Origin of the sequence: Streptomyces sp. NBC_01477, assembly GCF_036227245.1 — a bacterium.
In the GTDB taxonomy this organism is placed as follows: Bacteria; Actinomycetota; Actinomycetes; order Streptomycetales; family Streptomycetaceae; genus Actinacidiphila.
The window spans coordinates 2,875,195-2,899,930 of sequence record NZ_CP109445.1 but is presented as its reverse complement, the minus strand read 5'-3'; the positions used below and the strand labels follow the sequence as shown (position 1 = coordinate 2,899,930).

The following is a 24,736-nucleotide window of genomic DNA, read 5'->3' as shown; positions in this document are numbered from 1 at the left end:
CGAGGAGTGGGGGATGCAGATCAAGCCGCGCCAGCACCTGCTGGACATCTGGCAGGCGATTTCACGCCATTCGTTCGAGAGCGGCGACTGGGAATGGGGGGAATGGGGAGGTCGCAGCAGTGTCGCCGACGCCGAGCGGCTGCTGTGCCTGATGTATCCGGCCACCGAAATCCCGGCCTTCCGGCTGGACGACCCCGACACCACGGAGCGCGACGTGCACGCCGCGCTCAAGAACGTCGGCGGCCGGGTGGAGATCCCCGCCAAACTGGTCAGGATCCTCGCCGAATTCATGCGTGCCCACACCACGGACGAGAAGCAGCCGAGCTTCGCCGGCGGTTACTACTTCGTGTCCGCCGACCCGGACCAGCCGATCTCCGAGGAGCAGCGCTCCCTGGGCGTCGTCGACTCCTTCTCGATGTCGGTCACCCTGTGTCTGGCCACGCTCGGCTTCCTCAAGGTCTACGAGGGCAAGACCCGCCGCAGCGAGGTGCGGGCGCAGATCGAGGAGCTGAAGACGGCCACCGAGGCCCGGCTCACCGCCGCCATGGTCAGCCTGCTGCGCTCCTTCACGGTCAACGTCTTCGACGCCGAGGAGCCGCAGGGCCGCACGCTGTGCTCGGTCCTCGGGCAGGGCCGGTTCTCCGACCGGGTCGTGGTCGAGCGCTTCCAGAGCCGCTTCGAGGCGCTGCGCGCCACCATCGGCGAGAGCTTCACGCTCGGCGTCGACATCGCCGACCGGCTCAGGGACGAGAACCAGCTCTTCGAGTGCGGCTGGGCCTGGAGCCTGGTCAAGGACGCCCCGCCGGTGGAGACCACCGAGCCGATCGGCCCGCAGCCCAACGGTGTCGCCCGGCCGATCCCGTACCTCTACTTCACCGTGGTCGCCCTCGACGGCATCCAGGACCTGTTCAGCGACCGCACCCTGACCCTGGGCCTGCTCACCCCGGAACAGCAGCGGCTGGCCGAGGCGTTGCGCCTGCGCTGGGAGATCACCCAGCAGTACTGGTCGGGCATCGCCCGCTTCGGCGACACCGTCTGGCCGCTGGAGGACATCCCCTGGCGGACCACGGGACAGCGCCTGGAGTCCGAGTACTTCTCGCTGTGCATCGCCTCCATCCTGGTCCACGACCTGGTCCGCCGCCGCGCCACCGACGACGACCTGACCCGTACCGTCGCGGTCATGGAGCGGCTGGCGGAACGCGGCCGGATCAGCAGCCGGATGACGAAGGACGACAAGGCGGTCGGCCTGCACATCCCCGGCGTCCGGCTCCCCCTCCAGGGCAGCAGCGAGACCGGCAACCCGATGCAGTGGACGATGGGCGACTTCTCCGCCCAGCTGCTCAAACGCAGCATCCAGCTGTGCACCCTGTCGCGGAACATCTCCTCGCACGACCGGCTGCTGCGGCTGGCCGAGCGGATCTTCGACCATGTGTGGAAGCGCCGTATCCGGGAGGGCGTCGGCGCCGGCCTGTGGGACGACGTGCGGGCCGTCTTCCCCGAGGCGCCCATCCCCGAGGGACCGCTGTCGTGGAGCGTCACCGAACGCGTCACCGAATGCATGGTGGCCGGCCGCCAGCTGTACGTGCAGCCGCCGATCCGCAGCACGGAACTGGCCTCCTACGCCTCGTCGATGCTCAGCGAGGCGACCCACCTGCTCGGCAACGAGCAACTCGAACCCACATCGAGCCACGACGCCTCCCGCGGCCGCGCGCTGAAGTCCGTCGAGGTCAAGCTGAACCGGGCCAGGGACCTCCTGGACCGGCAGCCCGGCTCGGCGCTCGCGCTCACCATGGCGATCCTCGGCGAACTCGACGGCCTGGCGCTCGCCAGACAGACCGCCTCCCGGGGAGTGTGAGCAGTGCTCGTCTTCGCCGCGTCCGACAAGGGCGGCACCGGCCGTTCGGTCACCAGCGCCAACATCGCCTTCCGCCGGGCGCTGGCCGGGGACGACGTCTGCTACCTCGACTTCGACTTCGGCTCGCCCACCGCCGCCGCGGTCTTCGACGTGCCCAGCGCCATGGGCGGCATCGAGCAGGGCGGCCTGCACTCCTACCTCCAGGGCAAGGCCAACGAGCCGGCCCGGCTGGACGTCTGGGCGCAGACCGAGCACCAGGTACTGCGCGACCGGCCGGCCAACTCCGGCAACCTGGTACTGCTCCCCGGCGACCGCAGCGGCGGTGAGTTCGCCGTCGTCAAGGACACGGTGACCCGCTGCATCGACCTCTTCCTGCGGCTGGACAGCGAGTTCGACCTGGTCGTGATCGACCTCAGCGCGGGCCGCAGCTATGCGATGGACATGGCGCTGGACGTCACCGCCCGGCCCGAGATGCGCGGCGTCGGCAACCGCTGGCTGGTCTACCACCGCTGGACCCGGCAGCATGTGATCGCCGCCTCCGGGCTGGTCTTCGGCCCGCGCGGCATCCTCGCCGGCGGTGTCGCCCGCGGGCACGACGCCGACGAACTGCGCGGCAGGATCCGCTTCGTGCGGGCCGCGGTGCCCGATCCCGAGGCGCCGCCGTGGTCGCTGGTGCCGGCCGCCCAGTCCGCCTGGATGCGCAAGTGCGACCAGGACCTGGACCGGCTCGCCGCCGACCGCGACATCGGCTTCACCGCGATCATCGGCTCCGTACCGCTCGAACCGGTCCTCCAGTGGCGCGAGCAGCTGATCACCGACGAGGACGTACTCTCCAGCCGGGTCGCCAACCTGGAGACGCTGACCGCGATCCAGGACCTGGCCGACAAGCTGACCGACGACGAGGCGTGGGGTCCGGTATGACCGACACCGGGACCGCGGCCGTCTTCCGGGAGACCACCGCCCAGCCGCGCACCGCGGCGGTGCCGCTGGCGCAGGTCTCCCTCGAACTCGGCCACCTCTACATGGAGGACTTCGAGGCCGGACCCGACCGGCTGCGCGCCCACTTCGCCCAGGTCAAGCCGTGGGCCGACGCCGCCCAGGCGCTGGCTGGGGCCGGCGGGCGGCGGGCCAGGGTGAGCACCTGCTTCCTGGTGGACGACTACTTCACCCGCTTCTCCTCGCCGGCCGAACTCGTACCGATGCTGGTCGAGGAGGCCGCGCGGGCCGGGCTGGTGATCGACTACCTGGCCCGCGAGTCCGGCTGCGCGGTCGCCGACGGGGTGGCCGTGGCCGAGGAGGTGCAGGCCCGGCTGGTCGAGTCGCCGGCGCCGGGCACCGACGGCTCCCGGCCGCCCGCCGTCCAGACCGGCTGGCTCGCGAACGGCGAACGCAGCCCCGGCGGCCTGGCCGAGGCGATGGCCGGCGCCGAGCCCTGGCAGCCGCCGGCCGAGACCGCCGCCCGCCGGCACTCGGTCTTCCTCGACGTCGAGTTGTGGGACGAGCGCGGCGAACACCGCACCTGGTCCTGCCCGTTCCTGGCCGCCGTCTGGCAACTCGCCCGGCTCGGCCTGCTGCGGCACGCCGGCGACCCGGTGCTCCAGCCGCTGGCCTGGCAGGACCCGCGATTCCCGCGCGACTGGGACGACCTGCCGCCGCTGGTCCGGCTCAATCCGTCGGCCGCGCCCTTCTCCGCCTACCGCACCTGTTCGGTCCTGCCCTCGCGCTTCCTGTCCGTCGAACACGCGGTCCGGGTCATCCTCGACCAGGTGGACGCCGACCCCGCGGCCCTGGCGCAGGTCGCCGGGCGCTCGCGCGGCGAGGGCCTGCCGGTGCCCGAGGAGATCGCCGACCGGATCTCCTACGTCCTCTACCCGGGACCCTGACATGGCGGGCGGCCGGGGGGCGGAGGCGGTGGACACCGTGCTGGCCTGCGGCGAGGTGCGCACCTGCCTGCTCCAGCACTCGCAGGCGCTGCCCGGCACGGCCGCCGCGGGCCTGCTGCGGCTGCGCGCGGGCCAGCGCGTCCTGCTGTCCGAGCGGCCCAACCCGTACGCGCTGTCGCCCGAGGTGCTGACCGGCGTGGACTGCAACCTGCCCACCGCCTCGGGCGCCAAGGTCCGCGCGGTCGGCACCGTCACCGCCCGCGCCGCGCTCACCGAGGGCCGGCTGCTCCAGGCCGACGCCTTCTGCGCGGCCACCGCGGACGGCCCCGACCGGCGCCGCCCCTGGGGCCACTACCTGGCCCGGCCCGGCATCGTCGAACCGTTCGGCAAACTGCCCGACCGGGACGTCGCCGACGGCTGCCTGGCCGGAGCAGGAAAGCCGGGCGAACTCGACCTGGGGGCCGTCGCCGAGCGCGTCCTGCGCCACGTGCTGCGCGACCCGGCGCTGGACCGGGCGGCCCCTTTCCGCGCCCAGGTCACCCGGCTGCGCTGGGTGGCGCTGCGCGCCCCGGACGGAGCGGCGTCGTCCATCGAGAACTTCACCGTCGCGCAGGACGGACTGCGCACGGTGGAACTGCGGCTGACGGGGGGAATCGTCACGGCCGCGGCGGCGAGGCTCTGCGAGGACCTCGCCCTGCACGACTGGCTGCTCACGACGCTGGTACGGATGGTCGAGCGCAGCCGGCTCGGTTCGGTGGAGGGACGCGACGCGGTGGCGGCGCTGCGCCCTGCCGTCGACCACCTGCTCCATCTGTGGATGCCCACCGCACGTGTGGACCAGGTCCTCCACCCGCTCTGGGAGGTGTTGGAGCGGGAGCCGGGATTCAGCCGGCAGTGGCAGATCCTGGTGCAGCGGATCAGGGACCAGCTCGCCCTGCTGGCCGTGTCCGCGCACGTGCAGCCCTGACCCGCCCAGCCATGGGCGTAGACGCGCACGATCCCACCGGGGGAGATGACGAGACATGGCCGGATCGTTAGACACCACAGGCTCGGGCTCCGCGGCGGCCACCGCCGGGCCCCGAGTACCGCCCGTCCTGTTCAAGACGCTGGTCACGGCACTGGTCGGGGGAGCCACCTACGTCCTGACCGACGTCACCAACCAGCCCGAGGTGTGGAAGCTGACCGCCTCCATCTTCCTCGGCGGCGCCGCCCTGATCATCCAGTACATGACCGACTTCGAGCGCCGGCTCACCTCGGTCGAGGAGGCCCTGGCCACCCACAACGGCGAGATGAAGGAACTGGTCCACAACGGCTTCGCCCGGATCAACGAGGTCACCGAACTCTTCGGCCTCGTCGACCGGTCCGCCCTGCCGCCCGACGGCGTCACCCGGCTGATCCGCAGCGCCACCCTGGTCGCCTCGGGCGGCTCGGTGATCATGCAGGCCTTCGCCCGCGAGGAGGTCGACAAGCTGACCAGCCTGATGGAGAACCTCAACCAGAAGCTGGTCGACTACGAGGGCGAGGACCACGACTGGATCGTCACCCTGACCGGCTGCGCGGTCATGACCATCGACGCCACCAGCACCGCGGTCGACCGCGACTTCTGGCCCAGCGAACTCGGCCAGCGCTATCTGCGCGCGCAGCGGGACGCCATCGAGCAGCACGGGGTGCAGATCAGACGGCTGTTCATCGTGGAGAAGCCGGAGGACAACACCCTGGAGCTGGGCCAGCTCTGCGACGACCAGCAGAGCCTGGGCATCGAGGTCCGGGTCCTCGCGCTGTCCGACCTGTCGCCGATCGCCCGGATGGACGAGACCAACGACTTCATCGTCTTCGACGAGTCGCTGTCCTACGAGATCGGTTCCGACCTTCGCGGGGTCAACACCAAGACGCTGATGGACCTGCGCTCGGACCGGGTCGCCAAGCGCGTCCAGCGGTTCAGGACCCTGTGGGAGGCGGGCCAGTAGCGCACGCCGCGAGCGCGGCGGGTTCCGGGAACACGCGGCCGGGGCGCCTTCTGTTCAGCGCCGCGGCCCGCGTCGGCGTACCGCCGCGGCCACGCGGGGAGTGGTGAAGGCAACTGTGCGCCACGTTGACGGGGCGGCCCGCCGCATGGTGCCATAAAACGCATTTCCGATTCAGCAGCCAGGGGAAGCCGGTCCGAGTCCGGCGCTGACCCGCAACCGTAGGCCCACCGCACCGGTGGGCGAGCCGGACCACCTGCGCTGGACACACGTCACGATCGCCGTCGAGGACTGCGGCGCGGACCACCGGACGGCACGCTCACCGCGCGGCCGTCCCTCCTCCGCGGCCGGGCTCCCCGACTGCCGACCCCGGGGGCACCTGTGCTTCGTCTTCTCCCGCGCCGCCGTCCCGGACGGCCGCGTACCGCCGCCCTGTTCACCGCGGCCTCGCTGCTCACCGGCAGCGTCGCCGCGGGTGCGCTGTCGGTGGCCGCGCCCGCGCACGCGGACGCGATCGGCGACTGCACCCCCACCACGGGCGCGATCGTCGCGGTGGACTACGGGCACTGGAACGGACCGGTCCTGCGGGGCTGCGACGCACACCCGACCACGGGCATGAACCTGCTGCACAACGCCGGGTTCAGCACCACCGGCACCGTGCACGACGGCGAGGGCTTCATCTGCCGGATCGGCAACGACGGCTTCGACGGCGGCACCGCCCGCCCGACCGCCGCCGACGAGGCGTGCGTGCTCACCCCGCCCGCCGACGCCTACTGGTCCTTCTGGATCGCGCCCGCCGGGCAGGACACCTGGACGTACTCCCCGCTCGGCGCGCTCAGCGACCAGCCGCAGGACGGCGAGGTCGAGGCGTGGACCTTCGGGCCCACCGACCTCGGCGGCAGCACGGGCGGCCCGTCCTTCACGCCCGACTCCGTGCGCGCCCAGGGCGGCACCCAGCCCCCGACGACCCCGCCGACGACGCCGCCGACCACGCCGCCGACGACCCCGCCCACCACCGCGCCGACCACGCCGCCGACGACCCCGCCCACCACCGCGCCGACCACCCCTCCGACGACGCCCCCCACCACCCCGCCGACGACCGGGCCCTCGGCCCCGGCCGCGACAACTCCCGACCTGGCCAAGGGCGTCGCCTACCTCATCAACCGCGGCGACCTCATCGACGGCCACTACTACGAGTCCAGCTCCGGCCAGCACACCGGCTTCGCCGACTTCGGCCTGACCATCGACGGCGTCCTCGCCCTGTCCGCGACCGGCGGCGCCGACGACACCCTGGCCGGGGTGACCGACTTCCTCCAGCACGGCAAGGACGGCACCGGGCGCGGCATCGACGACTGGACGCTGATCGGCACCTCCTACGCGCAGGGCGGCTCGCTCGCCAAGGAGGCCCTCGCCGCCCAGGTCACCGGCGCCGACCCGCGCGCCTACGGCGGCCATGACCTGATCGCCGCCCTGGACGGCACCGTGTGCGCCGCGGCCGACACCTCCGCCGGCTGCGCCGCCAAGGGCAACTACGCCTACGCCGCCTCGGTCTTCTCCCAGTCCCTCGGCGTCATCGCCCAGATCCGGGCGGGCGAGGCGGCCAAGGCCGCCGGGCCGATCGCGTACCTGGAGAGCCTGCAGAAGGGCGACGGATCCTGGCCGAGCCTGATCCCCGCGACCGGCGACAGCGACGTCGACAGCACCGCGGTGGCCATGATGGCCCTCGACCTGGTCCCCGGTGACGCCGCCGCGCACGCCGTGGCCAAGGGCGCCGCCTGGCTGGCCGGCAGGCAGCTGGCCGACGGCGGCTTCCACGGCGCGGCCGGCGACTCGGTGAACTCCGCGGGCCTCGCCCTCCAGGGCCTCGGCCTGGCCGCGAAGGCCTACGCGCCGCAGATCGCCAAGGCCCGCGCCTTCCTGGCCGGCGAGCAGAACCCCGACGGCGGCTTCCGCGTCGCCTCCGACTCCGACGACAAGCACTCCGACGTCCGCGCCTCCGCCCAGGCGGTCAGCGGCGCCGCCGGCACCTCCTTCGGCACCCTGCTGCGCGACCTCGCCGACCAGAAGGCCGTCACGGCCGGAGCGGCGTACCTGGTCAAGCAGCTCGCGGGCGGCGACCACCTGTCCAACGACTACGGCCCCGACTACGGTCTGACCGCCGACGTCGCCCTCGCGCTGGCCGCCACCGGCCGGCAGGACACCGCGCTGACGAAGGTCACCGCCTACCTCGCCGGCCACGCCGCCGACTACGCCGACCCGGCGGGCACCTCCGCCTACCCCGGCCCCTACAGCGGCGCCACCGCCAAACTCGCCGTCCTCGCCGAGGTGATGGGGCAGGACCCGCGCCGCTTCGGCGGCTTCGACCTGCTCGGCACGCTCACCGGCCACGTGTGCGCCGCGGCGGCCGAGGACGGCAGCTGCACCGCGCCCGGCGACTTCAGCCAGGCGTACTCGACGGTCTCCCAGGCCCTCGGCGTGCTCGCGCTGGCCCGCGCCGGGGAGACCCCGCCCGCGGCGGCGGTCGGCCGGCTGGCCGGTCTCCAGTGCGCCGACGGCGGTTTCTCCTCCACCCTGATCACCGCGGGCGCCGCCTGCGCGTCCGACGTGGACACCACCGGCTACGCCGTGCAGGCGCTGGTCCTGGTCCCCGGCCAGGCCGACACGGTCGCCGCGGCGCGCGCGTACCTGGTCAAGGCCCAGCAGAGAGGCGGCGCTTACCAGGGCGCGGCGGGAACCAGCAGCAATTCCACGGCGCTTGCCGTCCAGGCGCTGCTGGCCACCGACAAGCTCCGGCCCGAACCCGCCCGCGGCGGGCAGAAGTTCCTGCGCTCGGTGCAGAACGGCGACGGCGGCTTCCGTATCACCGACGAGGCCGGCGACTCCGACCTGCGCTCCAGCACCCAGGCCGTCCCCGCGCTGGCCGGTACGTCCCTGACGACCCTCACCCACGCGCTGGCGCCCGTCACCCCCTCGAAGGGCGACGGCGACGGCGACGGCTCCAACGGCGGTACGTCCGGCGGGTCCTCCGGCGGCGGCGCGCTGGCCGCCACCGGCACCGGCGCGCTGGCGGCGGCGGGCCTGGCCGCGCTGCTGCTGGCCGTCGGCGGCGCCTTCACCGCGGCCCGCCGCCGCACCGGGCAGCACAACGGGAGGCACCAGTGACACACCGCCCCTTCCCGCCGGCAGGGCGGCGCGCCGCCCGCGCCGCCGCCGCGCTGGCGCTGGTCTTCGCCGCGGTGTGCGGCGGCCTCACCCTCGGCGCGGCCCCGGCCGTGGCGGCGGCGCAGCCGATGAGCGCGTGCACGACCACCAAGGGGGTCGTGCTCGCGGTGGACTTCAGCCACTGGGGCGGCCCGCTGCTGCGCTCCTGCGGCACCACCCCCACCACCGGCTACGCCCTGCTCAACCAGGGCGGTTGGCAGACCACCGGCACCCAGCACGACGGGCCCGCCTTCATCTGCCGCATCGGGTACGCCGGTTACCAGGGCGGCACCCAATACCCCACCGTCAAGGGCGAACCCTGCGTGCTGACGCCGCCGGCCACCGCCTACTGGTCGTACTGGCACGCCGACCCGGGGCAGAAGAGCTGGTCGTACAGCAAGCTCGGCGCGATGAGCTACCACCCCGAGCCGGGCAGCGTCGACCTGTGGATCTTCGGCGCCACCAACACCGCCGGCACCCAGGGCCGCCCGACGTTCCCGCCCGACACCGTGAGGGCGCACAACACCGCGCCCGGCACGTCCTCCGGCGCCGCCAGGCCGCCCGTGAAGAACACCCCGGCCGGCAACCCCGCCACCGCGAAGCCGACCCCGGCACGCACCTCCGCCGCGCCCACCGCGTCGCCCACGGCCCTTCCCGCGACACCGGCCGCGACGCCGACCGGCACCCCGGTCCCGACCGGGACCGCCACCACGGCCGGCAGCACGCCGGGGTCCGCGCCCCGCACCCAGGACGCCGAGCCGACGGCCGCCGCGGGCCACTCCACGGGCTCCGTGCTGCCGTTCGCGATCACCGCCGCGGTCGTGGCCGTGATCGCCGTACTGACCGTCCTGCGGGTGCGGCGCAGGCGAGACGCGGAGTAGACAGGTGCCCGCCGCCCCACCCGCCGCCCACGACGGCCGGCCGCCGCCCCGCCCCGCCGCGGGGCGGCGGCTGCCGCGTACGCTGCACCCGGTCGCCTGGTGGATCTGGGGCATCGGCCTGGCCACCGCCGTCAGCCGCACCACCAACCCGCTGCTGCTCGGCCTGGTCCTTGCCGTCCTCGGCTGGACCGTCACCGAGCGCCGCACCGACGCGCCCTGGGCCAAGGGCTTCAAGTACTACCTGTGGCTCGCGCTGACCGTCGTCGCCGTCCGGGTGGTCTTCCGCTGCGTCTTCGCCACCGGCATCACCCCCGCGGACCACATCGTCTTCCGGCTGCCCCACATCCCCACCCCGCACTGGTACGCCGGCATCCAACTCGGCGGCCCCGTCTCGCTGGAGGCCACCTTGTCGGCGGCGACCGACGGGCTGCGGCTGGCCTGCCTGCTGTGCTGCATCGGCGCCGCCAACACCCTGGCCAATCCCAAGCGGGCCCTGCGGGTGCTGCCGGGCGCGCTGTACGAACTCGGCGTCGCCGTCACCGTGTCCATGAGCGTCGCCCCCCAACTCGTGGAGAGCGTCCAGCGGGTGAACCGCGCCCGCAGGCTCCGCGCCGACCGGGCCAAGGGCCTGCGCGCCCTGCGCAGCATCCTCATCCCGGTCCTGGAGGACGCCCTGGAGCGCTCCCTGCACCTCGCGGCGGCCATGGACTCCCGCGGCTACGGCCGGGCCGGCACCGCGACCCGGGCCTCCCGGCGAATCACCGGCGCGCTGATGCTGGTGGGCATGCTCGGCCTGTGCACCGGCGTCTACGGGCTGCTCGACGGGACCACACCGCGCTCGCTCGGGCTGCCCGCGATGCTGGGCGGATCCCTGCTGTGCTGCGCCGGGCTCGCGCTCGGCGGCCGGCGGGTGCGCCGCACCAGCTACCGGCCCGACCCGTGGCGGGCACCGGAGTGGACCGTCGCACTGTGCGGCTGCGCCTCGGCCGTGGTCCTGTTCGTCACCGCCGGCTACAGCGCGAACGACCTCAACCCGGGCCTGTACCCGCTGCGCTGGCCGTCGCTGCCGTGGCTGCCCGCCGCCGCGATCCTGCTGGCAGGCGTCGCCTCCTTCGCCGCGCCGCCCCCCTCCCGCGTCCCCGGCGCCCCGGCCGCGTCCGCGCGACCGCGGCCGGCCAAGGGCGCCGACTCTCCCAGCGAGGCCCTGCTGTGATCCGATTCGACCAGGTCAGCGTCCGCTACGACGGAGCCGACCGGCCCGTGCTGCGGGAGGTGGACCTGACCGTCGAGGAAGGCGAACTGTGCCTGGTCGTCGGCCGTACCGGCGCGGGCAAGTCCACCCTGCTCGGTACGGTCAACGGCCTCGTCCCGCACTTCACCGGCGGCACGCTGGCCGGCCGCGTCACCGTGGCGGGCCGGGACACCGCCGACCACCCGCCGCGCGAACTCGCCGACGTCGTCGGCGTGGTGGGCCAGGACCCGCTGGCCGGCTTCGTCACCGACACCGTCGAGGAGGAACTCGCCTACGCGATGGAGCAGCTGGCCGTCCCCGCCGACGTGATGCGCAAGCGCGTGGAGGAGACCCTCGACCTGCTGGGCCTGGCCGACCTGCGGCACCGGGCGCTCAGCGAACTGTCCGGCGGCCAGCAGCAGCGCGTCGCCATCGGCTCGGTCCTCACCGCCCACCCGCGCGTCCTGGTCCTGGACGAGCCCACCTCCGCGCTCGACCCGACCGCCGCGGAGGACGTCCTGGCGGCGGTCACCCGGCTCGTCCACGACCTCGGCATCACCGTGCTGCTCGCGGAACACCGCCTGGAGCGCGTCGTGCAGTACGCCGACCGGGTCCTCCACCTGACCGGCGACGGCACGGTGACCGCGGGGGCGCCCGCCGACGTCTTCCGTACCGCCTCGGTCGCACCGCCCGTCGTGGACCTCGGCCGGCTCGCCGGCTGGGACCCGCTGCCGCTGTCGGTACGCGACGCCCGCCGCGCCGCCGCGTCCCTGCGCCGGGAACTGGCCGCGCGGCCCGTACCGCCGGCCCGGCCCGCCACGGGCGACAGCGCCACGCTGCTGAGCGCGCGGGGCGTGGTGGTCCGCTACGGCGAGGTGATCGCCGTCCGCGAGGTCGACCTCGACCTGCGCGCGGGCCGGGTCACCGCCCTGATGGGCCGCAACGGCTCGGGCAAGTCGTCCCTGCTGTGGGCACTGCACGGTGCGGGCCCCCGCCAGGGCGGCACGGTGACGATGCCGGCGGTGCCGGGTACGGACCCGGCACCGCCCTCCGCCGAGGCCGCCTCCGCGACCGGACCGGCACCGGCAGGGGCGCCCCCGACCGGCCCCGCCCGTGCGCGGCGCTGGTTCGGGGGCCGGGCGGCGGCCGGGCGCCGGGAGGACCGGCGGCGGGTCGGGCTGGTGCCGCAGACGCCCACCGACCTGCTCTACCTGGAGACGGTCGGCGCCGAACTCGACCGGGCCGACCGGGAGGCCGGCGCCGGGGCCGCGTCCGCCGCGCGGGACATCCTCGACCGGCTGGCGCCCGGCATCGCCGACGGCTCCCACCCCCGCGACCTGTCGGAGGGCCAGAAGCTCTCCCTCGTACTGGCCATCCAGCTCACCACCGCGCCCACCGTCGTGCTGCTGGACGAGCCGACCCGCGGCCTGGACTACCAGGCCAAGCGGGCGCTCACCCGGATCGTGGACGCGCTGGCCGCCGAGGGCCGCAGCGTGGTGATCTCCACGCACGACGTGGAATTCGTCGCCGCGAGCGCCGACCGGGTCGTCGTCATGGCCGAGGGCGAGATCGTCGCCGACGGCCCCACCGCCGACGTCATCGTCGCCTCACCGGCCTTCGCGCCCCAGGCGGCCAAGATCCTCGCCCCACTGCCGTACCTGACCGTCGCCCAGGTCGCCGACGCCCTCACCACAACGGGAGTCGGCCGATGACCGCGGCGGGCGGGCAGGTCCGCGCGGCCCGCAGGCCCGGCACCGCGGTCCGCGTGCACGCCATGGCCCAGGTCACCGTCGTGCTGGCGGCCTTCATCGGCCTGGTCGCCTTCTTCTGGCCGTTCGTCGTCGCCCCCGGCCGCTTCGGCAGCTCGTACGCCCCGCCGCTGATCTTCGGCGTACTGCTCGTCCTCGTCCTGGCCGTCGTCTTCGCCCAGATCGCCGACGGCGGCATCGACGCCAAGGCGCTGGCCATGCTCGGGGTGCTCTCCGCCGTCAACGCCGCGCTGCGCCCGCTGGGCGCGGGCACCGCCGGGGTCGAGACGGTCTTCTTCGTGCTCGTCCTGGCCGGCCGGGTCTTCGGCCCCGGCTTCGGCTTCACCCTCGGCTGCACCTCGCTCTTCGCCTCGGCGCTGCTCACCGGCGGGGTCGGGCCGTGGATGCCGTACCAGATGTTCGGCTGCGCCTTCGTCGGCCTGCTCGCCGGACTCCTGCCCCGCGCCCGCGGAAAGGCCGAGATCCTGCTCCTGGCGGTATACGGTTCCGCCTCCGGCTATCTCTTCGGCTTCCTGCTCAACCTGTCCTTCTGGCCCTTCTCCGCCGACCCCGGCAGCTCCCTCGCCTATCTGCCGGGGCTGCCCTTCACCGAGCAGTGGCACCGCTACCTGGCCTTCGACGTCGCGACCTCGCTCGGCTGGGACACCGGACGCGCCGTCACCAACTTCCTGTGCGTCCTGCTGGCGGGTCCGGCCGCCCTGACGACCTTCCGGCGTGCGGCCCGCCGCGCCAACTTCACCGCGGCCGTCGACTTCAAGCCGCCTGAGCAGCCGCCCGCGCCGCCCCCGCCGGAGCCCGCGCCCCGCTGACAGGCCTGCTGAGCGCCCCGCTGAGCGCCCCCGGTGATCCACGCGCCCCCGACTTGTCACATCACCGGCTTCTCGTCAGTCACATATTCGGCAGGCACCGGTGAGAGAATGTGACGCGATGAACGAACACGACTTGCTGGCCAAACGATTCGAAACCGACCGCCCCCGGCTGCGCGCGGTGGCGTACCGGATGCTCGGCTCGCTCGCGGAGGCGGACGACGCCGTTCAGGAAGCCTGGATCAGACTGAGCCGCGCGGACGCCGACGCCGTGGAGAATCTCAGCGGCTGGCTCACGACGATTGTCGCCCGCGTGTCCCTGAACATGCTCAAGTCCCGCAAGTCCCGCCGCGAGGACCTCATGGACGCGGACGAGGCGGGCGGGACGCACCGGGCGGACGCGAGAGCCGACCCCGAGCAGGAGGCGCTGCTCGCCGATTCCGTCGGCCTCGCCCTGCTCGTCGTCCTCGACACGCTCACGCCCGTGGAGAGACTGGCGTTCGTCCTGCACGACATGTTCGCGGTCCCGTTCGAGGAGATCGCGCCCATAGTGGACCGCTCCCCGGCCGCGGCCCGCCAACTGGCCAGCCGCGCCCGCCGCCGGGTCCAGCAGGTCGGCTCCGACGCCGGCGCCGAAGGGCCGGGTGCCAAGGGCGCGGGTCCCAAGGGGGCGGCTCCCAAAAGCGCCGTGTCCAAGGGCGCCCAGGAGGACAGCGCCGACGCCGTCCAGGCGGGCAAGGCCGACTTGGTCCGCGCCTTCCTGGCGGCCTCCCGCGAGGGCCAGTTCGAGGCGCTGCTCGCCATGCTCGACCCGGACATCGTGGTCCGCACCGACCAGGCCGCCATCAAGATGGGCTCCGACGCCGATGTGTCCATAGAAGCCGAGCTGCGCGGCTCCGACGCCGTCACCCGCGCCTTCGTCAACCGCGTCTGGTCCCCGGTCCCGGCCCTCATCGACGGGGTCCCGGGCCTGATCTGGTCGCAGGACGGCGAGACGCGGGCCGCGTTCCGCTTCACCACCGAGGACGGCAGGATCACCGCCATCGACGTCCAGGCCGAACTGGCGGGCCTCCGGATCACCGTGAGCTGACCCGCCCGGACACGCGTCAGGGGCGGTCTCCTGGAGACCGCCCCTGACGAGGAGCCGGCCGGCCGCCCGGCTGCGGCCGTCAGTCGGTGAGGGCGTCGAAGGCCTTCAGCAGCTTCCGCTGGATGTCGCTGATCTGGTAGTACGCCCCGAGCTTGTAGTACTCCTCGGTCGGCGAGAGCGTGAGGCCGTAGACGAGCGTGCGCTTCTCGCCGGCGTACGCGTACGGGGCGTTGTTCGCGTACGTCGAGAACTGCGCGATGTCCGCCTCGTCGGTGGCGGGCACCAGCGTCGGGTCGGTGGAGATCACCGCGAAGCACAGCCGCTCGATCTTCCCGGAGTCCCAGCTGAGGGTGGGGTAGAGGGCGAAGGACCGCTTGACGAACTCCAGCCCCGCCTCACCCGGGACGTGCAGCCCCAGCTCGCGCACCAGCTCCAGGACGGGCCCGGGCTGGAGGTACGCGGAGGAGAGGTTGCTGAAGTACAGGTTCACCTGGCGGCGCTTGTAGTCGATCGAGGTCATCTGCACTTTGTCGAGGCCGTAGCGGGCGAACAGCTCGGCGTTCTCGGCCACGCTCGGCGGCATGGACGGGATGTCGATCAGCTGCGCGACACCCGGCATGTTGTCCGTGGGGAAGAAGGCGTAGGTCTTCTTGAAGCCGCCGGTGACCTCGCCGTCGACGGCGAACATGGACACCGGAAGGGCCTTCTGGGTGTCCGCGAGCAGATCGCCGACCGGGTGGTCCTGGCCCTCGATGAGGCCGCTCGCCAGAGCGGCGGCGTACGGGTCGCCGTGCTCGGCCGGCACCGAGATGCTGAAGTCGAGCTCTGTCGCGTGCCGTCCGCTCGCCATCGAGAAGACGATCACGCCGTCGGCGAGTGTGTCCTGGAACGCGGTCAGGATCGGCCGGATCTTGTCACGTGAGCAGGCCACATCCAGCAGTTGGGCCGCTTCCTCCATGGCCGAATACACGCGCTCGACTTCAGCGGCTCCGGACATTGAATCCTCCACGCGTCGATCTTGACGGGCTGTCTGAACGGACTCGGATCATGGGCGGCGCCCCGGCGGCGTCACTGAAGGTGGCGCTGCGTACACGATCCATCCGGCCAAGCATTGGTCACGCGCCTTGGCCGGGACTGTGGGTCCGGTTGGCGTCGGCTTGGCGGCCGTGCGGTACCGCCAGGCCGGTACGGGGTCGGGGGGGACCGGGCGCGGTCCCGGTACGGGGCCGGGTGCGGAGCGGGGCCGCGGTCCTGAGCCGGCCCGGCGCGGGGTTCAGCGTGAGCCGACGACCTCGTCCTGGCTCCCGCGCCCCGAGACCGCCTCGGTGACCGACCGGGCGATGTCCCGGCCGGTGAGCCCGGCCCGCTCCAGGATGTCGCGCCGGGTGTCGTGGTCCAGGAACTCCTGGGGGAGGGCGAAGGGGATCACCGGGGTGTCGACGCCGGCCAGCCGCAGCGTGCGGGCCACCGCGTCGCCGAAGCCGCCGGCGATGCCGTTGTCCTCGACGGTGACCACCAGCCGCGCGTCGCGGGCCGCGGCGGTCAGCGCCGGGTCCACCGGCTTGACCCAGCGCGGGTCGACGGCGAGCGCGCCGATGCCCTGGTCGGCCAGCCGGCCCGCGGCGTCCGCGCACACGCCGGCCATCACCCCGGCGCCGACCAGCAGCACATCCGTCGCCAACCCCTCGGCGGGGCGGGCCACGACGTCCATGCCGCCGAGCCGGCCGAGGCCGGGGACCTCGTCGCCGGCCGGCGCCTTCGGGAAGCGCAGCAGGGTCGGCCCGGTGGAGTCGTCCACCGCCTCGGCGAGCAGCTCGGCCAGCCGCAGCGCGTCACGCGGCGCGGCGATCCGCAGCCCGGGTACGAGCTGGCCGAGCGAGCCGTCCCACATGCCGTTGTGGCTCGCGCCGTCCGGGCCGGTCACGCCGGCCCGGTCCAGCACGAAGGTGACCGGCAGCCGGTGCAGCGCCACATCCATCAGCACCTGGTCGAACGCGCGGTTCAGGAAGGTCGAGTAGAGCGCCACCACCGGGTGCATACCGCCCATGGCCAGCCCGGCGGCGCTGGTCACCGCGTGCTGCTCGGCGATCCCGACGTCGAAGACCCGGTCCGGGTACGCCGCCGCGAAGGGCGCGAGCCCGGTCGGGTGCAGCATCGCGGCGGTGATCGCCACCACGTCCTGGCGCCGCCCCGCGATCCGCAGGATCTCGTCCGCGAAGACGTGCGACCAGGTCCTGGCCGCCGCCTTCACCGTCGTCCCGGTCAGCGGGTCGGTGCCCGCCGCGACCTGGTGCAGGCGGTCCTCGTCGTTGTTCTCGGCGGGCGGGTAGCCGTATCCCTTGCGGGTCAGCACATGCACGATGACCGGCCCGCCGAAGCCCCGCGCGTCCGCGAGCGCCCGCTCCACCCCGGCCTCGTCGTGGCCGTCGATCGGGCCGACGTACTTCAGGCCCAGGTCCTCGAACATCACCTGCGGCTGGAGTACGTCCTTGATCCCCTTCTTGATGCCGTGCAGCGTCTCGTACAGCGGGGTGCCGACCAGCGGGGCGCGCGGCAGCGTCGTCTTGACCGAGTCCAGGACGCTCTCGTAGCGCCGCGTGGTGCGCACATGGGCGAGGTGCGCGGCGAGGGCGCCGTGGGTCGGCGCGTACGAGCGGCCGTTGTCGTTGACGACGATCACCACCCGGTTGTCCTTGGCCGCCGCGATGTTGTTCAGCGCCTCCCAGGCCATCCCGCCGGTCAGCGCGCCGTCGCCGATGACCGCCACCGCGGTCCTGTCCAGCTCGCCGCGCAGCCGGAAGGCCTTCGCCAGCCCGTCCGCGTACGACATCGACGTCGAGGCGTGCGAATTCTCCACGTGGTCGTGCGCCGACTCGGCCCGGCTCGGGTAGCCCGACATGCCGCCCGGCTGCCGCAGCGTGCCGAACTCGGCCTGGCGGCCGGTCAGCAGCTTGTGGACGTACGACTGGTGGCCGGTGTCGAAGACCAGCGGATCGCGGGGGGAGTCGAACACCCGGTGCAGCGCGATGGTCAGCTCCACCACCCCGAGGTTCGGGCCGAGGTGCCCGCTGTTCGCCGACACCGTCGAGATCAGGCGGTCCCTGATCTCCGCGGCCAGGACGGTCAGCTCTTCCGGCCCCAGGCCCTTGAGATCCTGCGGGCCGCGGAGTGAATCAAGGAGTGTCATGCCGTAACACTCCTGGCACCGCTGAAATTCAGTCAAGTCGTCACCAGGAGCAACATATTGCCCCTGGTCGACCGGGTGACAGTTTCTTGTTACGGTGCAGCCTGGGTGACCGTTCGGCGGTCGGCCGGGACGCACGTCCTCGTTCCATGAGGAAACGGGATCCCTGGGGCCATCCGCCGCGAAAGCGGACACTGCGCCGGTTCCAACGCATTCACTCTGGCTGCTTACGGTAAGTGAAAGATTCATTGAGTCGGCTATTGGATATATGGTCCGCCAGGAATCCTGGCGGCCCTTGACTGGCTATCGGTTCGCAGCTACACTGGCTCGGGCGGAGCAGAATAACGTATCGCAGCGGGGGCGCGAAATGCAATTTTTGCCGCACGACTGGAATCCGGCCACGGGTGTCATGACCAGATGAGGTGTTTCTGGTCGCCGGGTCTTCGTGCGGTGCACGCGCTCTCCGCCGACCGCACAGCAGCCGAGCAGCGCATCCCCCGAAGGGTTGCGTGATCTCTGGGCTGCATTTTTTATGGGTGAGTGCGCTCTGAAAGTCGTCTCATTTAGGCCGTTCGCGCACGCTGCACGGGGCGTTCGGCGACTGGATACTGCCTGGCGGGGACGCCCGCCAGCCTGCCAAGCCGTAACCCGGTCCTGGCCAGGCGCCCGGATCAGGCGGTGCGATGTTGGGAGTTCGGGATGGCGAACCATAAAGTCAACGTCGATACGCCAGCCATCGGCGCTGAGTTAAGCGGCGACCCCAGGTCGCGGCTCGATGGCGAGGAGCGGCCGGGACCCGGCAATGGAGATGCGCGGCGCATCGCGGAGCTGGAACGTGAAGTGTGGGAGCTGCGCCGCACCAACGAGTTTTTGAAAGTGTATTTCGCAAAAGAACTCGACCTTGATCCGAAAACCCCGCCGGCCGCCCGGGTGGTCGGTACGATCGGCGACAGAATCCACGCCGACGCCGTCGCGGCGGCGGCTCCCGCGCCGCCCGGCACGGTGCGATGGACGCCCGCACAGCCGCCGCGTATTCCGGACACCCCGCAACCCATGGCGGAGTTCCGGGCACTTGGCCCGATCGAGGCGGTCGTGGGCGGCCGGCTGGTCGATCCGGGAGCGCCCAAGCAGCGCGCATTGCTGGCGCTGCTGGTCAGCAAGGTGGGGCAGCCGGTGGCCGTCGACATGATCGTCGAAGAGCTGTGGACCGGAAATCCCCCGCCGTCGGCGATCACCTCGCTCCAGGCCTATGTGGCCAATTTGCGACGGGTGCTGGAGCCGCATCGCGCGCCGCGGACGCCCGCCACTGTTCTGCGTACCTACGGCCGCGGCTATCTGCTGGACAACCGTGTCGTCGAAGTCGACGTCCACCGCTTCAGCGAGCGCGCGACCGCCGGATGGCAGGCGCTGGACTGGGGCGAACCGCAGCAGGCGGTGCGGGAGTTCGAGGCGGGACTCGCCCTGTGGCGGGGCCAGGCCTACGCCGAGGTGGCCGACACCACCTATGTGCGGCCCGACGTGGCCCGGCTGGAGGAGCTGCGGCTGTCGGTGGTCGAGGGCCGCTGCGCGGCGCTGCTCGCGGTGGGCGCCCACGAGATGGCCGTGGCGGAACTGGAGGCCTTCACCCGGGCCCACCCGTTGCGTGAGTACGGCTGTGAGCTGCTGAGCCTGGCGCTCTACCGGGCCGGCCGGCAGGCCGACGCGCTGGCGGTGCTGCGCACCAACCAGAAGCGGCTGGCCGACGAGCTGGGGATCGACCCGAGACCGGCGCTCCAGCACCTGGAGAACGAGATACTGAACCACGCGCCCGCGCTGGACTGGCGGCCCCATCCCAGGGCGGTCGCCAAGTCGGCCTGACCGCCGGCAGTGAAGCTCCGCCGCACGAGGGCGACCTGTCATGTCGCCCTCGCGCAGCGGAGCTTCGCCGCGTCCGGCGGCCGTCCGGGGCCCGGCCCGGCAGGGCGTGCGGGACGCCGCCAAGCCGGCACCAACCCGGTGACCAGTCCCGGCCAATTCCTCCGGCCGATGCTGGGTGCCCTGCGCACGCGCCAGCGGACGTTGTTCTTCCGCCCGTCAACTTTCGGGCCGTCACCTCAGGGAAGGCAGAACATGGAGGCTATCGAGGTTCCGGTTCTGATTGTGGGCGGCGGCGGGTGCGGCCTGTCCGCGTCCGTCTTCCTGTCCGACCACGGCGTCGACCACCTGCTGGTGGAACGGCACACGGACACGTCGAAGCTGCCCAAGGCGCACTACCTCAACCAGCGCACCATGGAGATCTTCCGCCAGCACGGCCTGGCGGAGGCCGTGACCGAGCGGGCGGCACCGCTGGAGAAGTTCGGCAAGGTGCGCTGGCAGACCACGCTGACCGGCGACGGGCCGCTGGACACGAAGGTCATCCACGAGATGGACGCCTTCGGCGGCGGCGCGCTGACCGAGCCGTACGCGAAGGCCGGCCCCATCCTGCCCATCAAGCTCCCGCAGCTGCGGCTGGAGCCGATCCTGCGCAGCCACGCCGAGCAGCGCAATCCCGGGCGGATCCGGTTCGGCCACGACCTGGTCTCCTTCTCCGACGACGGCGACCGCGTCACCGCGGAGATCCGCGACCTCGCGACCGGCGAGACCACTAGCGTCGTCGCACGGCACGTCATCGCGGCCGACGGCGGCCGGACGATCGGACCCGCGCTCGGCGTGGAGATGCAGGGCGTGACGCGGATGGTCGACGTCACCACCGCCTACTTCTCCGCCGACCTGTCGCCGTGGTGGCACGAGGGCACGATCATCACCTGGTTCCTCAACCCCTACCGCCCCGACCTGTCCAGCACCCTGCTGGAGATGGGGCCGAGCTGGGGCAGGAACTGCGAGGAGTGGGGCCTGCACTTCGTCCCGGGCGGCGCCGACCCCAACGACCCGCACGCGATCTCCGCCAGGATCCGCGAGGTCCTGGGCCTGCCGGAGCTGGACCTGACGCTGCACAAGGTGTCGTACTGGAGCGTCGAGGGCGTACTCGCCGACCGCTACCGGGAAGGGCGCGTGCTGATCGTCGGCGACGCCGCCCACCGCCAGCCGCCGACCACCGGGCTCGGCCTGAACGGCGGCATCCAGGACGTGCACAACCTCGCCTGGAAGCTCGCCGCCGTGGTCTCCGGCCGCGCGGACGACAGCCTGCTCGACACCTACGAGGCGGAGCGCCGGCCGCTGGGCAAGCGGAACGTGGACTGGGGCCTTTCCACCTGGTTCCACCACCGGCTCATGACCGAGGCCGCCGTCGGCCTGGGCGCGCACATCCCGCCGGAGCGCCGGCCCTCGGCCTTCGCCGCGTACTTCGACCCGTCACCGGTCGGCGAGGCCGTACGGGCGCGGGCGGCGGAGATCTTCGGCACCCACCGCGCCGAATGCCAGGCGCACGACCTGGAGATCGGCTTCAACTACGAGGAGGGCGCGCTCATCCCGGACGGCAGCCAGCCGCCGCCGCGCGCCCCCATGGCCGACGTCCACCACCCCACGACCCGCCCGGGCCACCTGCTGGCCCACGCGTGGATCGAACGCGACGGGCACCGCCTGTCCACCCATGACCTGACCGGGTCCGGGACCTCCTTCGCGCTGCTGACCGGCCCGGCGGGAACCGCCTGGAGCGAGGCCGCGGCGCAGGTCGCGGAGAAGTTCTCGATCCCGATCGTCACCGCCGCCATCGGGGACGGCGCGCACTACGCCGACACCGACGGCGGGTGGGCCGCCGTACGGGAGATCACCGACGAGGGCGCCATCCTGGTGCGCCCCGACAACCACGTGGCATGGCGCAGCACCGGCGCCGGCGACAGCCCGGCGGACGTCCTGGGAGAGGCGATCTCCCGAATTCTGGAGCACAAGGCCACTGACGGGCGGTAGTTCTGCAAGGCCTGGGCGCCCAGCGGAGCCTCGCCGTCCGTTCGACGCGACTAGGAGACGATCATGTCCACACGGAGTGCGGCACCCGCGGCGGGACCGGGGTCGGGTGCGGCCGGGCCACCGGCCGCCGATTCACGGCGGTGGCTGATCCTCATCGTCATCTGCACCGCCTACCTCATGATCACCCTCGATGTGACGGTGATGAACCTCGCGCTGCCGTCGGCCCAGGACGCGCTGCACTTCTCGAACGCGGACAAGCAGTGGGTCGTGACCGCGTACGCGCTGTCCTTCGGCAGCCTGCTGCTGTTCTGCGGGCGGCTGGCCGACCTGATCGGCCGCAAGGAGGCCTTCGTCATCGGCCTGGTCGGCTTCGCGGGCGCCTCTGCCGTCGGCGGCGCCTCGAACAGCTTCGGCATGCTGGTGACGGCCCGCGCCTGCCAGGGCGCCTTCGCCGCGCTGCTGGCGCCGACCGCCCTGTCCCTGCTGGCCACGACGTTCAGCGACCCCAAGGAGCGCGGCAAGGCCTTCGGCGCCTTCAGCGCGGTCGCGGCCAGCGGCGGCGGCCTGGGCCTGCTCATCGGCGGTGCGCTGACCTCGGGCCTGTCCTGGCGCTGGTGCATGTACGTCAACCTGCTCTTCGCCGCCTTCGCGGTGGCCGGCGCGCTGACGCTGCTGGCCAGGCAGCCCAGGACCGGCGCCCGGATGGACATCCCCGGTGTGGTGCTGGGCTCCGGCGGGATGTTCTGCGTGGTCTACGGCTTCTCCAACGCGGCTTCGCACAGCTGGCACGCGACCTCGACCTGGGGCGTACTCGCGGTCGGCGGGGTGCTGCTGGTGGCCTTCGCCCTGTGGCAGCTGCGCGCCGCGGACCCGCTGCTGCCGCCCCGGGTCGTGCTGGACCGCAACCGCGGCGGGGCCTACCTCACCGCGCTGATCGTCGGCGTCGGCATGTTCGGCGTCCTGCTGTTCCTCATCTACTACATGCAGACCGACCTGGGGTACTCGGCGATCACCTCGGGCGTCGCCCTGCTGCCGATGGTCGGCGTCACCGCCGTGGCGAGCAACGTCGGCAACATCGTGGTGATGCCGAAGTCCGGCCCGCGCCCGCTGGTCGCCGGCGGCCTGCTGCTCAACGCGGCCGGCCTGGCCTGGCTGACCAGGATCGGCCCCGACTCGGGCTACGCGACGGCCCTGCTCGGGCCGACCATGGTGTTCGGGCTCGGCATGGGCTTCATCTACGCGGCGGCGCTGCGTACCGGCACCTCCGGGGTGACACCGCGCGACGCGGGCATCGCCTCGGCGGCCATCAGCACCGGGCAGCAGCTCGGCGGCGCGATCGGCACCGCGCTGCTCAACACCATCGCCGCCAGCGCCACCACCGACTACCTGAGCAGCCACGTGCACGCGAAGCCCACGGCGGCGCAGATCCACCTCGCGACGATCCACGGCTACACCACCGTCTTCTGGTGGTGCACCGCCATCTTCGCGGTCGGCGCGGTCGTGTGCGGAGCGATCCTGCGCGGCGGCCCGCTGCCCGCGCCCGCCTACGCGCCCGCCGCCAAGCCGGCCGCGCCGGCCGAGACCGCACGGTCCTGATCCGCCAAGTCGGCGCCAAGCGGCCGAACAGTCCCAGCCAAGACTTGTGATCAATGCTGAGGCGCCTGGAGCAGCGAGGACCGGGCCTGTCACAGCCGTGAGGGGCCGTCGTCTGCGGTGCGACCCGGCGTCAAGGCAATCGGATCACCCGAACCCGGAGGAGTTGAGGCCAAGATGTGGCGTCTCAAAACGAGTCGGATGTTGTTCGCCGGCGTCGCGGCGGCGACAGCGCTCGTCGGCGTAAGCGCCGGACCCTCGGCGCAGGCCCAGGCGGAAAGCCGCCACCATCCGGCCCATCTGACCAGTAACGCACCCGTGACCGTGGTGGCCAGCGGGCTGAACTCGCCGCGCAGCCTGGTGTGGGGGCCGCGCGGCCACCTCTACGCCTCCGAGGTGGGCGGCGCCCCCGACTTCTGCGTGGGCACCGGCTTCCCGACCAAGTGCTTCGGCTTCACCGGGTCGGTCGCGGACGTCTCGTCCGGTGCGCCGGTACGGGTCGTCACCGGCCTCGCGTCCAACTTCAACCAGGAAGAAGTGGTCGGCGCCAACGGCCTGACCTACGCCAACGGCCACCTCTACGTCCTGGAGACCGGCTCGGCGCAGCAGATCGTGCCCGAGGTCCCCGCGGACCTGCGCAGCGCGCTCACCAAGCAGTACGGAGGCCTGCTCAAGGTCACCGGCAACTCGGTGAAGTCGGTGGCGAACGTCGGCTACGTCGACTACGAGTGGACGAAGGTCCACAAGGACCTCAACCCCGAGGACTTCCCCGAGTCCAACCCGTACGCGGTGACGCCCAAGCCGGGCGGCGGCTTCTACACCGTGAACGCGGCGTCGAACACGCTGGACTCGGTCGACGTGTGGGGCAACGTCCACGTGCTCAAGTACATCCCCGACACCTCGACCGGCCCGGACGCGGTGCCGTCCTGCGTCGCGGTGGGCCCCGACGGATCGGTCTACGTCGGTGAGATCACCGGCAAGCCCAGCTCGTCCACCGAGGCCAAGATCTTCAAGTACGCGCCCCGCACCGGCAAGCTGACGGTGTGGCAGAGCGGCTTCAGCGCCATCAGCGGCTGCGGCTTCGGCGCCAACGGCGACTTCTACGTGACCGAGTTCGACACCACCGGCTTCCTGCCGACCGGTGACCCGATCGGTGACGTCGTCCAGATCAACCACAACGACAACTCGCGCACGGTCCTGGCCTCCGGCAAGCTGTTCGCGCCCACCGGCTTCCTGGCGGGCCCCGACGGCTCCATCTACGTGGCCAACAAGACCATGCTGTGGCCGGCCTGCGACGACGCACCGGCCTGCACGACCTCGGGAACCGTCACCGCGCACGACGGTGAGATCGTCAAGATCGGCTGATCTCGGCCGGTCACCTCCGTCGCGGGCCG

17 protein-coding genes are annotated in these 24,736 nt (G+C 72.6%); 15 read left to right on the top strand and 2 right to left on the bottom strand.

Going from position 1 to position 24,736, the window contains the following annotated elements; translation table 11 throughout:
• Positions 1–13: 13 nt before the first annotated feature.
• The 11 genes from OHA86_RS11645 to OHA86_RS11595 all read left to right on the top strand — a co-directional run bounded on the left by OHA86_RS11645 (position 14) and on the right by OHA86_RS11595 (position 14,680).
• Positions 14–1,855 (top strand): SCO2524 family protein, encoded by a 1,842-nt coding sequence (locus OHA86_RS11645; protein WP_329174754.1) that lies wholly within the window; start codon positions 14–16, stop codon positions 1,853–1,855.
• 3 nt (positions 1,856–1,858) lie between these two features.
• Positions 1,859–2,776 (top strand): SCO2523 family variant P-loop protein, encoded by a 918-nt coding sequence (locus tag OHA86_RS11640; RefSeq protein WP_329174752.1) that lies wholly within the window; start codon positions 1,859–1,861, stop codon positions 2,774–2,776.
• The gene (locus OHA86_RS11635) at positions 2,773–3,738 is read left to right on the top strand and encodes an SCO2522 family protein (protein ID WP_329174750.1); all 966 of its coding nucleotides are present in this window, start codon (positions 2,773–2,775) and stop codon (positions 3,736–3,738) included. Before OHA86_RS11640 ends, OHA86_RS11635 begins: the two co-directional genes overlap by 4 nt.
• A 1-nt stretch (position 3,739) precedes the next feature.
• Entirely contained in the window at positions 3,740–4,705 is a 966-nt protein-coding gene (locus OHA86_RS11630; protein WP_329174748.1) for an SCO2521 family protein, read from the top strand.
• Positions 4,706–4,760: 55 nt separating this feature from the next.
• Positions 4,761–5,705, top strand: a complete 945-nt coding sequence (locus tag OHA86_RS11625; RefSeq protein ID WP_329174746.1) for a DUF6879 family protein — start codon at positions 4,761–4,763, stop codon at positions 5,703–5,705.
• Between the two features lie 378 nt (positions 5,706–6,083).
• Positions 6,084–8,864, top strand: a complete 2,781-nt coding sequence (locus OHA86_RS11620; RefSeq protein ID WP_329174744.1) for a prenyltransferase/squalene oxidase repeat-containing protein — start codon at positions 6,084–6,086, stop codon at positions 8,862–8,864.
• Complete coding sequence (locus OHA86_RS11615; protein ID WP_329174742.1) at positions 8,861–9,784, top strand: hypothetical protein; 924 nt, start codon at positions 8,861–8,863, stop codon at positions 9,782–9,784. The genes OHA86_RS11620 and OHA86_RS11615 overlap by 4 nt, the downstream gene beginning before the upstream one ends.
• A 4-nt stretch (positions 9,785–9,788) precedes the next feature.
• Entirely contained in the window at positions 9,789–10,997 is a 1,209-nt protein-coding gene (locus OHA86_RS11610; RefSeq protein WP_329174740.1) for a CbiQ family ECF transporter T component, read from the top strand.
• Complete coding sequence (locus OHA86_RS11605) at positions 10,994–12,727, top strand: ABC transporter ATP-binding protein (protein ID WP_329174739.1); 1,734 nt, start codon at positions 10,994–10,996, stop codon at positions 12,725–12,727. Before OHA86_RS11610 ends, OHA86_RS11605 begins: the two co-directional genes overlap by 4 nt.
• A gap of 62 nt (positions 12,728–12,789) precedes the next feature.
• A complete protein-coding gene (locus OHA86_RS11600; protein ID WP_329182367.1) occupies positions 12,790–13,593 on the top strand; it encodes an ECF transporter S component in 804 nt (267 codons plus the stop codon).
• Positions 13,594–13,711: 118 nt separating this feature from the next.
• Positions 13,712–14,680: a sigma-70 family RNA polymerase sigma factor gene (locus OHA86_RS11595; RefSeq protein WP_329174737.1), complete on the top strand. Its 969-nt coding sequence runs from the start codon at positions 13,712–13,714 to the stop codon at positions 14,678–14,680.
• A 79-nt stretch (positions 14,681–14,759) separates the two neighbouring features.
• Here OHA86_RS11595 and OHA86_RS11590 read toward each other — a convergent pair whose 3' ends face one another.
• Both OHA86_RS11590 and dxs read right to left on the bottom strand, forming a co-directional pair.
• Positions 14,760–15,677, bottom strand: a complete 918-nt coding sequence (locus OHA86_RS11590; protein ID WP_329174734.1) for an aromatic prenyltransferase — start codon at positions 15,675–15,677, stop codon at positions 14,760–14,762.
• Between the two features lie 276 nt (positions 15,678–15,953).
• The gene (dxs, locus tag OHA86_RS11585; protein ID WP_329174733.1) at positions 15,954–17,867 is read right to left on the bottom strand and encodes a 1-deoxy-D-xylulose-5-phosphate synthase; all 1,914 of its coding nucleotides are present in this window, start codon (positions 17,865–17,867) and stop codon (positions 15,954–15,956) included.
• Positions 17,868–18,563: 696 nt separating this feature from the next.
• On the opposite strand from dxs, the gene OHA86_RS11580 reads away from it, so the two are divergent.
• From OHA86_RS11580 to OHA86_RS11565, 4 genes are all read left to right on the top strand, one after another.
• The gene (locus OHA86_RS11580; RefSeq protein WP_329174730.1) at positions 18,564–19,721 is read left to right on the top strand and encodes an AfsR/SARP family transcriptional regulator; all 1,158 of its coding nucleotides are present in this window, start codon (positions 18,564–18,566) and stop codon (positions 19,719–19,721) included.
• Between the two features lie 252 nt (positions 19,722–19,973).
• The gene (locus tag OHA86_RS11575; protein WP_329174728.1) at positions 19,974–21,749 is read left to right on the top strand and encodes an FAD-dependent monooxygenase; all 1,776 of its coding nucleotides are present in this window, start codon (positions 19,974–19,976) and stop codon (positions 21,747–21,749) included.
• Between the two features lie 63 nt (positions 21,750–21,812).
• Positions 21,813–23,345: an MFS transporter gene (locus OHA86_RS11570; RefSeq protein ID WP_329174725.1), complete on the top strand. Its 1,533-nt coding sequence runs from the start codon at positions 21,813–21,815 to the stop codon at positions 23,343–23,345.
• Positions 23,346–23,543: 198 nt separating this feature from the next.
• Complete coding sequence (locus OHA86_RS11565) at positions 23,544–24,707, top strand: ScyD/ScyE family protein (RefSeq protein WP_329174723.1); 1,164 nt, start codon at positions 23,544–23,546, stop codon at positions 24,705–24,707.
• Positions 24,708–24,736: the final 29 nt, after the last annotated feature.

Bases quoted from the DNA above. Each gene is read 5' to 3' on its own strand.
- OHA86_RS11580 (WP_329174730.1), top strand. From the start codon at position 18,564: ATGGCGAACCATAAAGTCAACGTCGATACGCCAGCCATCGGCGCTGAG.
- OHA86_RS11600 (WP_329182367.1), top strand. From the start codon at position 12,790: ATGGCCCAGGTCACCGTCGTGCTGGCGGCCTTCATCGGCCTGGTCGCC.
- OHA86_RS11645 (WP_329174754.1), top strand. From the start codon at position 14: ATGCAGATCAAGCCGCGCCAGCACCTGCTGGACATCTGGCAGGCGATT.
- dxs (WP_329174733.1), bottom strand. From the start codon at position 17,867: ATGACACTCCTTGATTCACTCCGCGGCCCGCAGGATCTCAAGGGCCTG.
- OHA86_RS11595 (WP_329174737.1), top strand. From the start codon at position 13,712: ATGAACGAACACGACTTGCTGGCCAAACGATTCGAAACCGACCGCCCC.
- OHA86_RS11625 (WP_329174746.1), top strand. From the start codon at position 4,761: ATGGCCGGATCGTTAGACACCACAGGCTCGGGCTCCGCGGCGGCCACC.
- OHA86_RS11565 (WP_329174723.1), top strand. From the start codon at position 23,544: ATGTTGTTCGCCGGCGTCGCGGCGGCGACAGCGCTCGTCGGCGTAAGC.
- OHA86_RS11575 (WP_329174728.1), top strand. From the start codon at position 19,974: ATGGAGGCTATCGAGGTTCCGGTTCTGATTGTGGGCGGCGGCGGGTGC.
- OHA86_RS11635 (WP_329174750.1), top strand. From the start codon at position 2,773: ATGACCGACACCGGGACCGCGGCCGTCTTCCGGGAGACCACCGCCCAG.
- OHA86_RS11570 (WP_329174725.1), top strand. From the start codon at position 21,813: ATGTCCACACGGAGTGCGGCACCCGCGGCGGGACCGGGGTCGGGTGCG.
- OHA86_RS11590 (WP_329174734.1), bottom strand. From the start codon at position 15,677: ATGTCCGGAGCCGCTGAAGTCGAGCGCGTGTATTCGGCCATGGAGGAA.
- OHA86_RS11630 (WP_329174748.1), top strand. From the start codon at position 3,740: ATGGCGGGCGGCCGGGGGGCGGAGGCGGTGGACACCGTGCTGGCCTGC.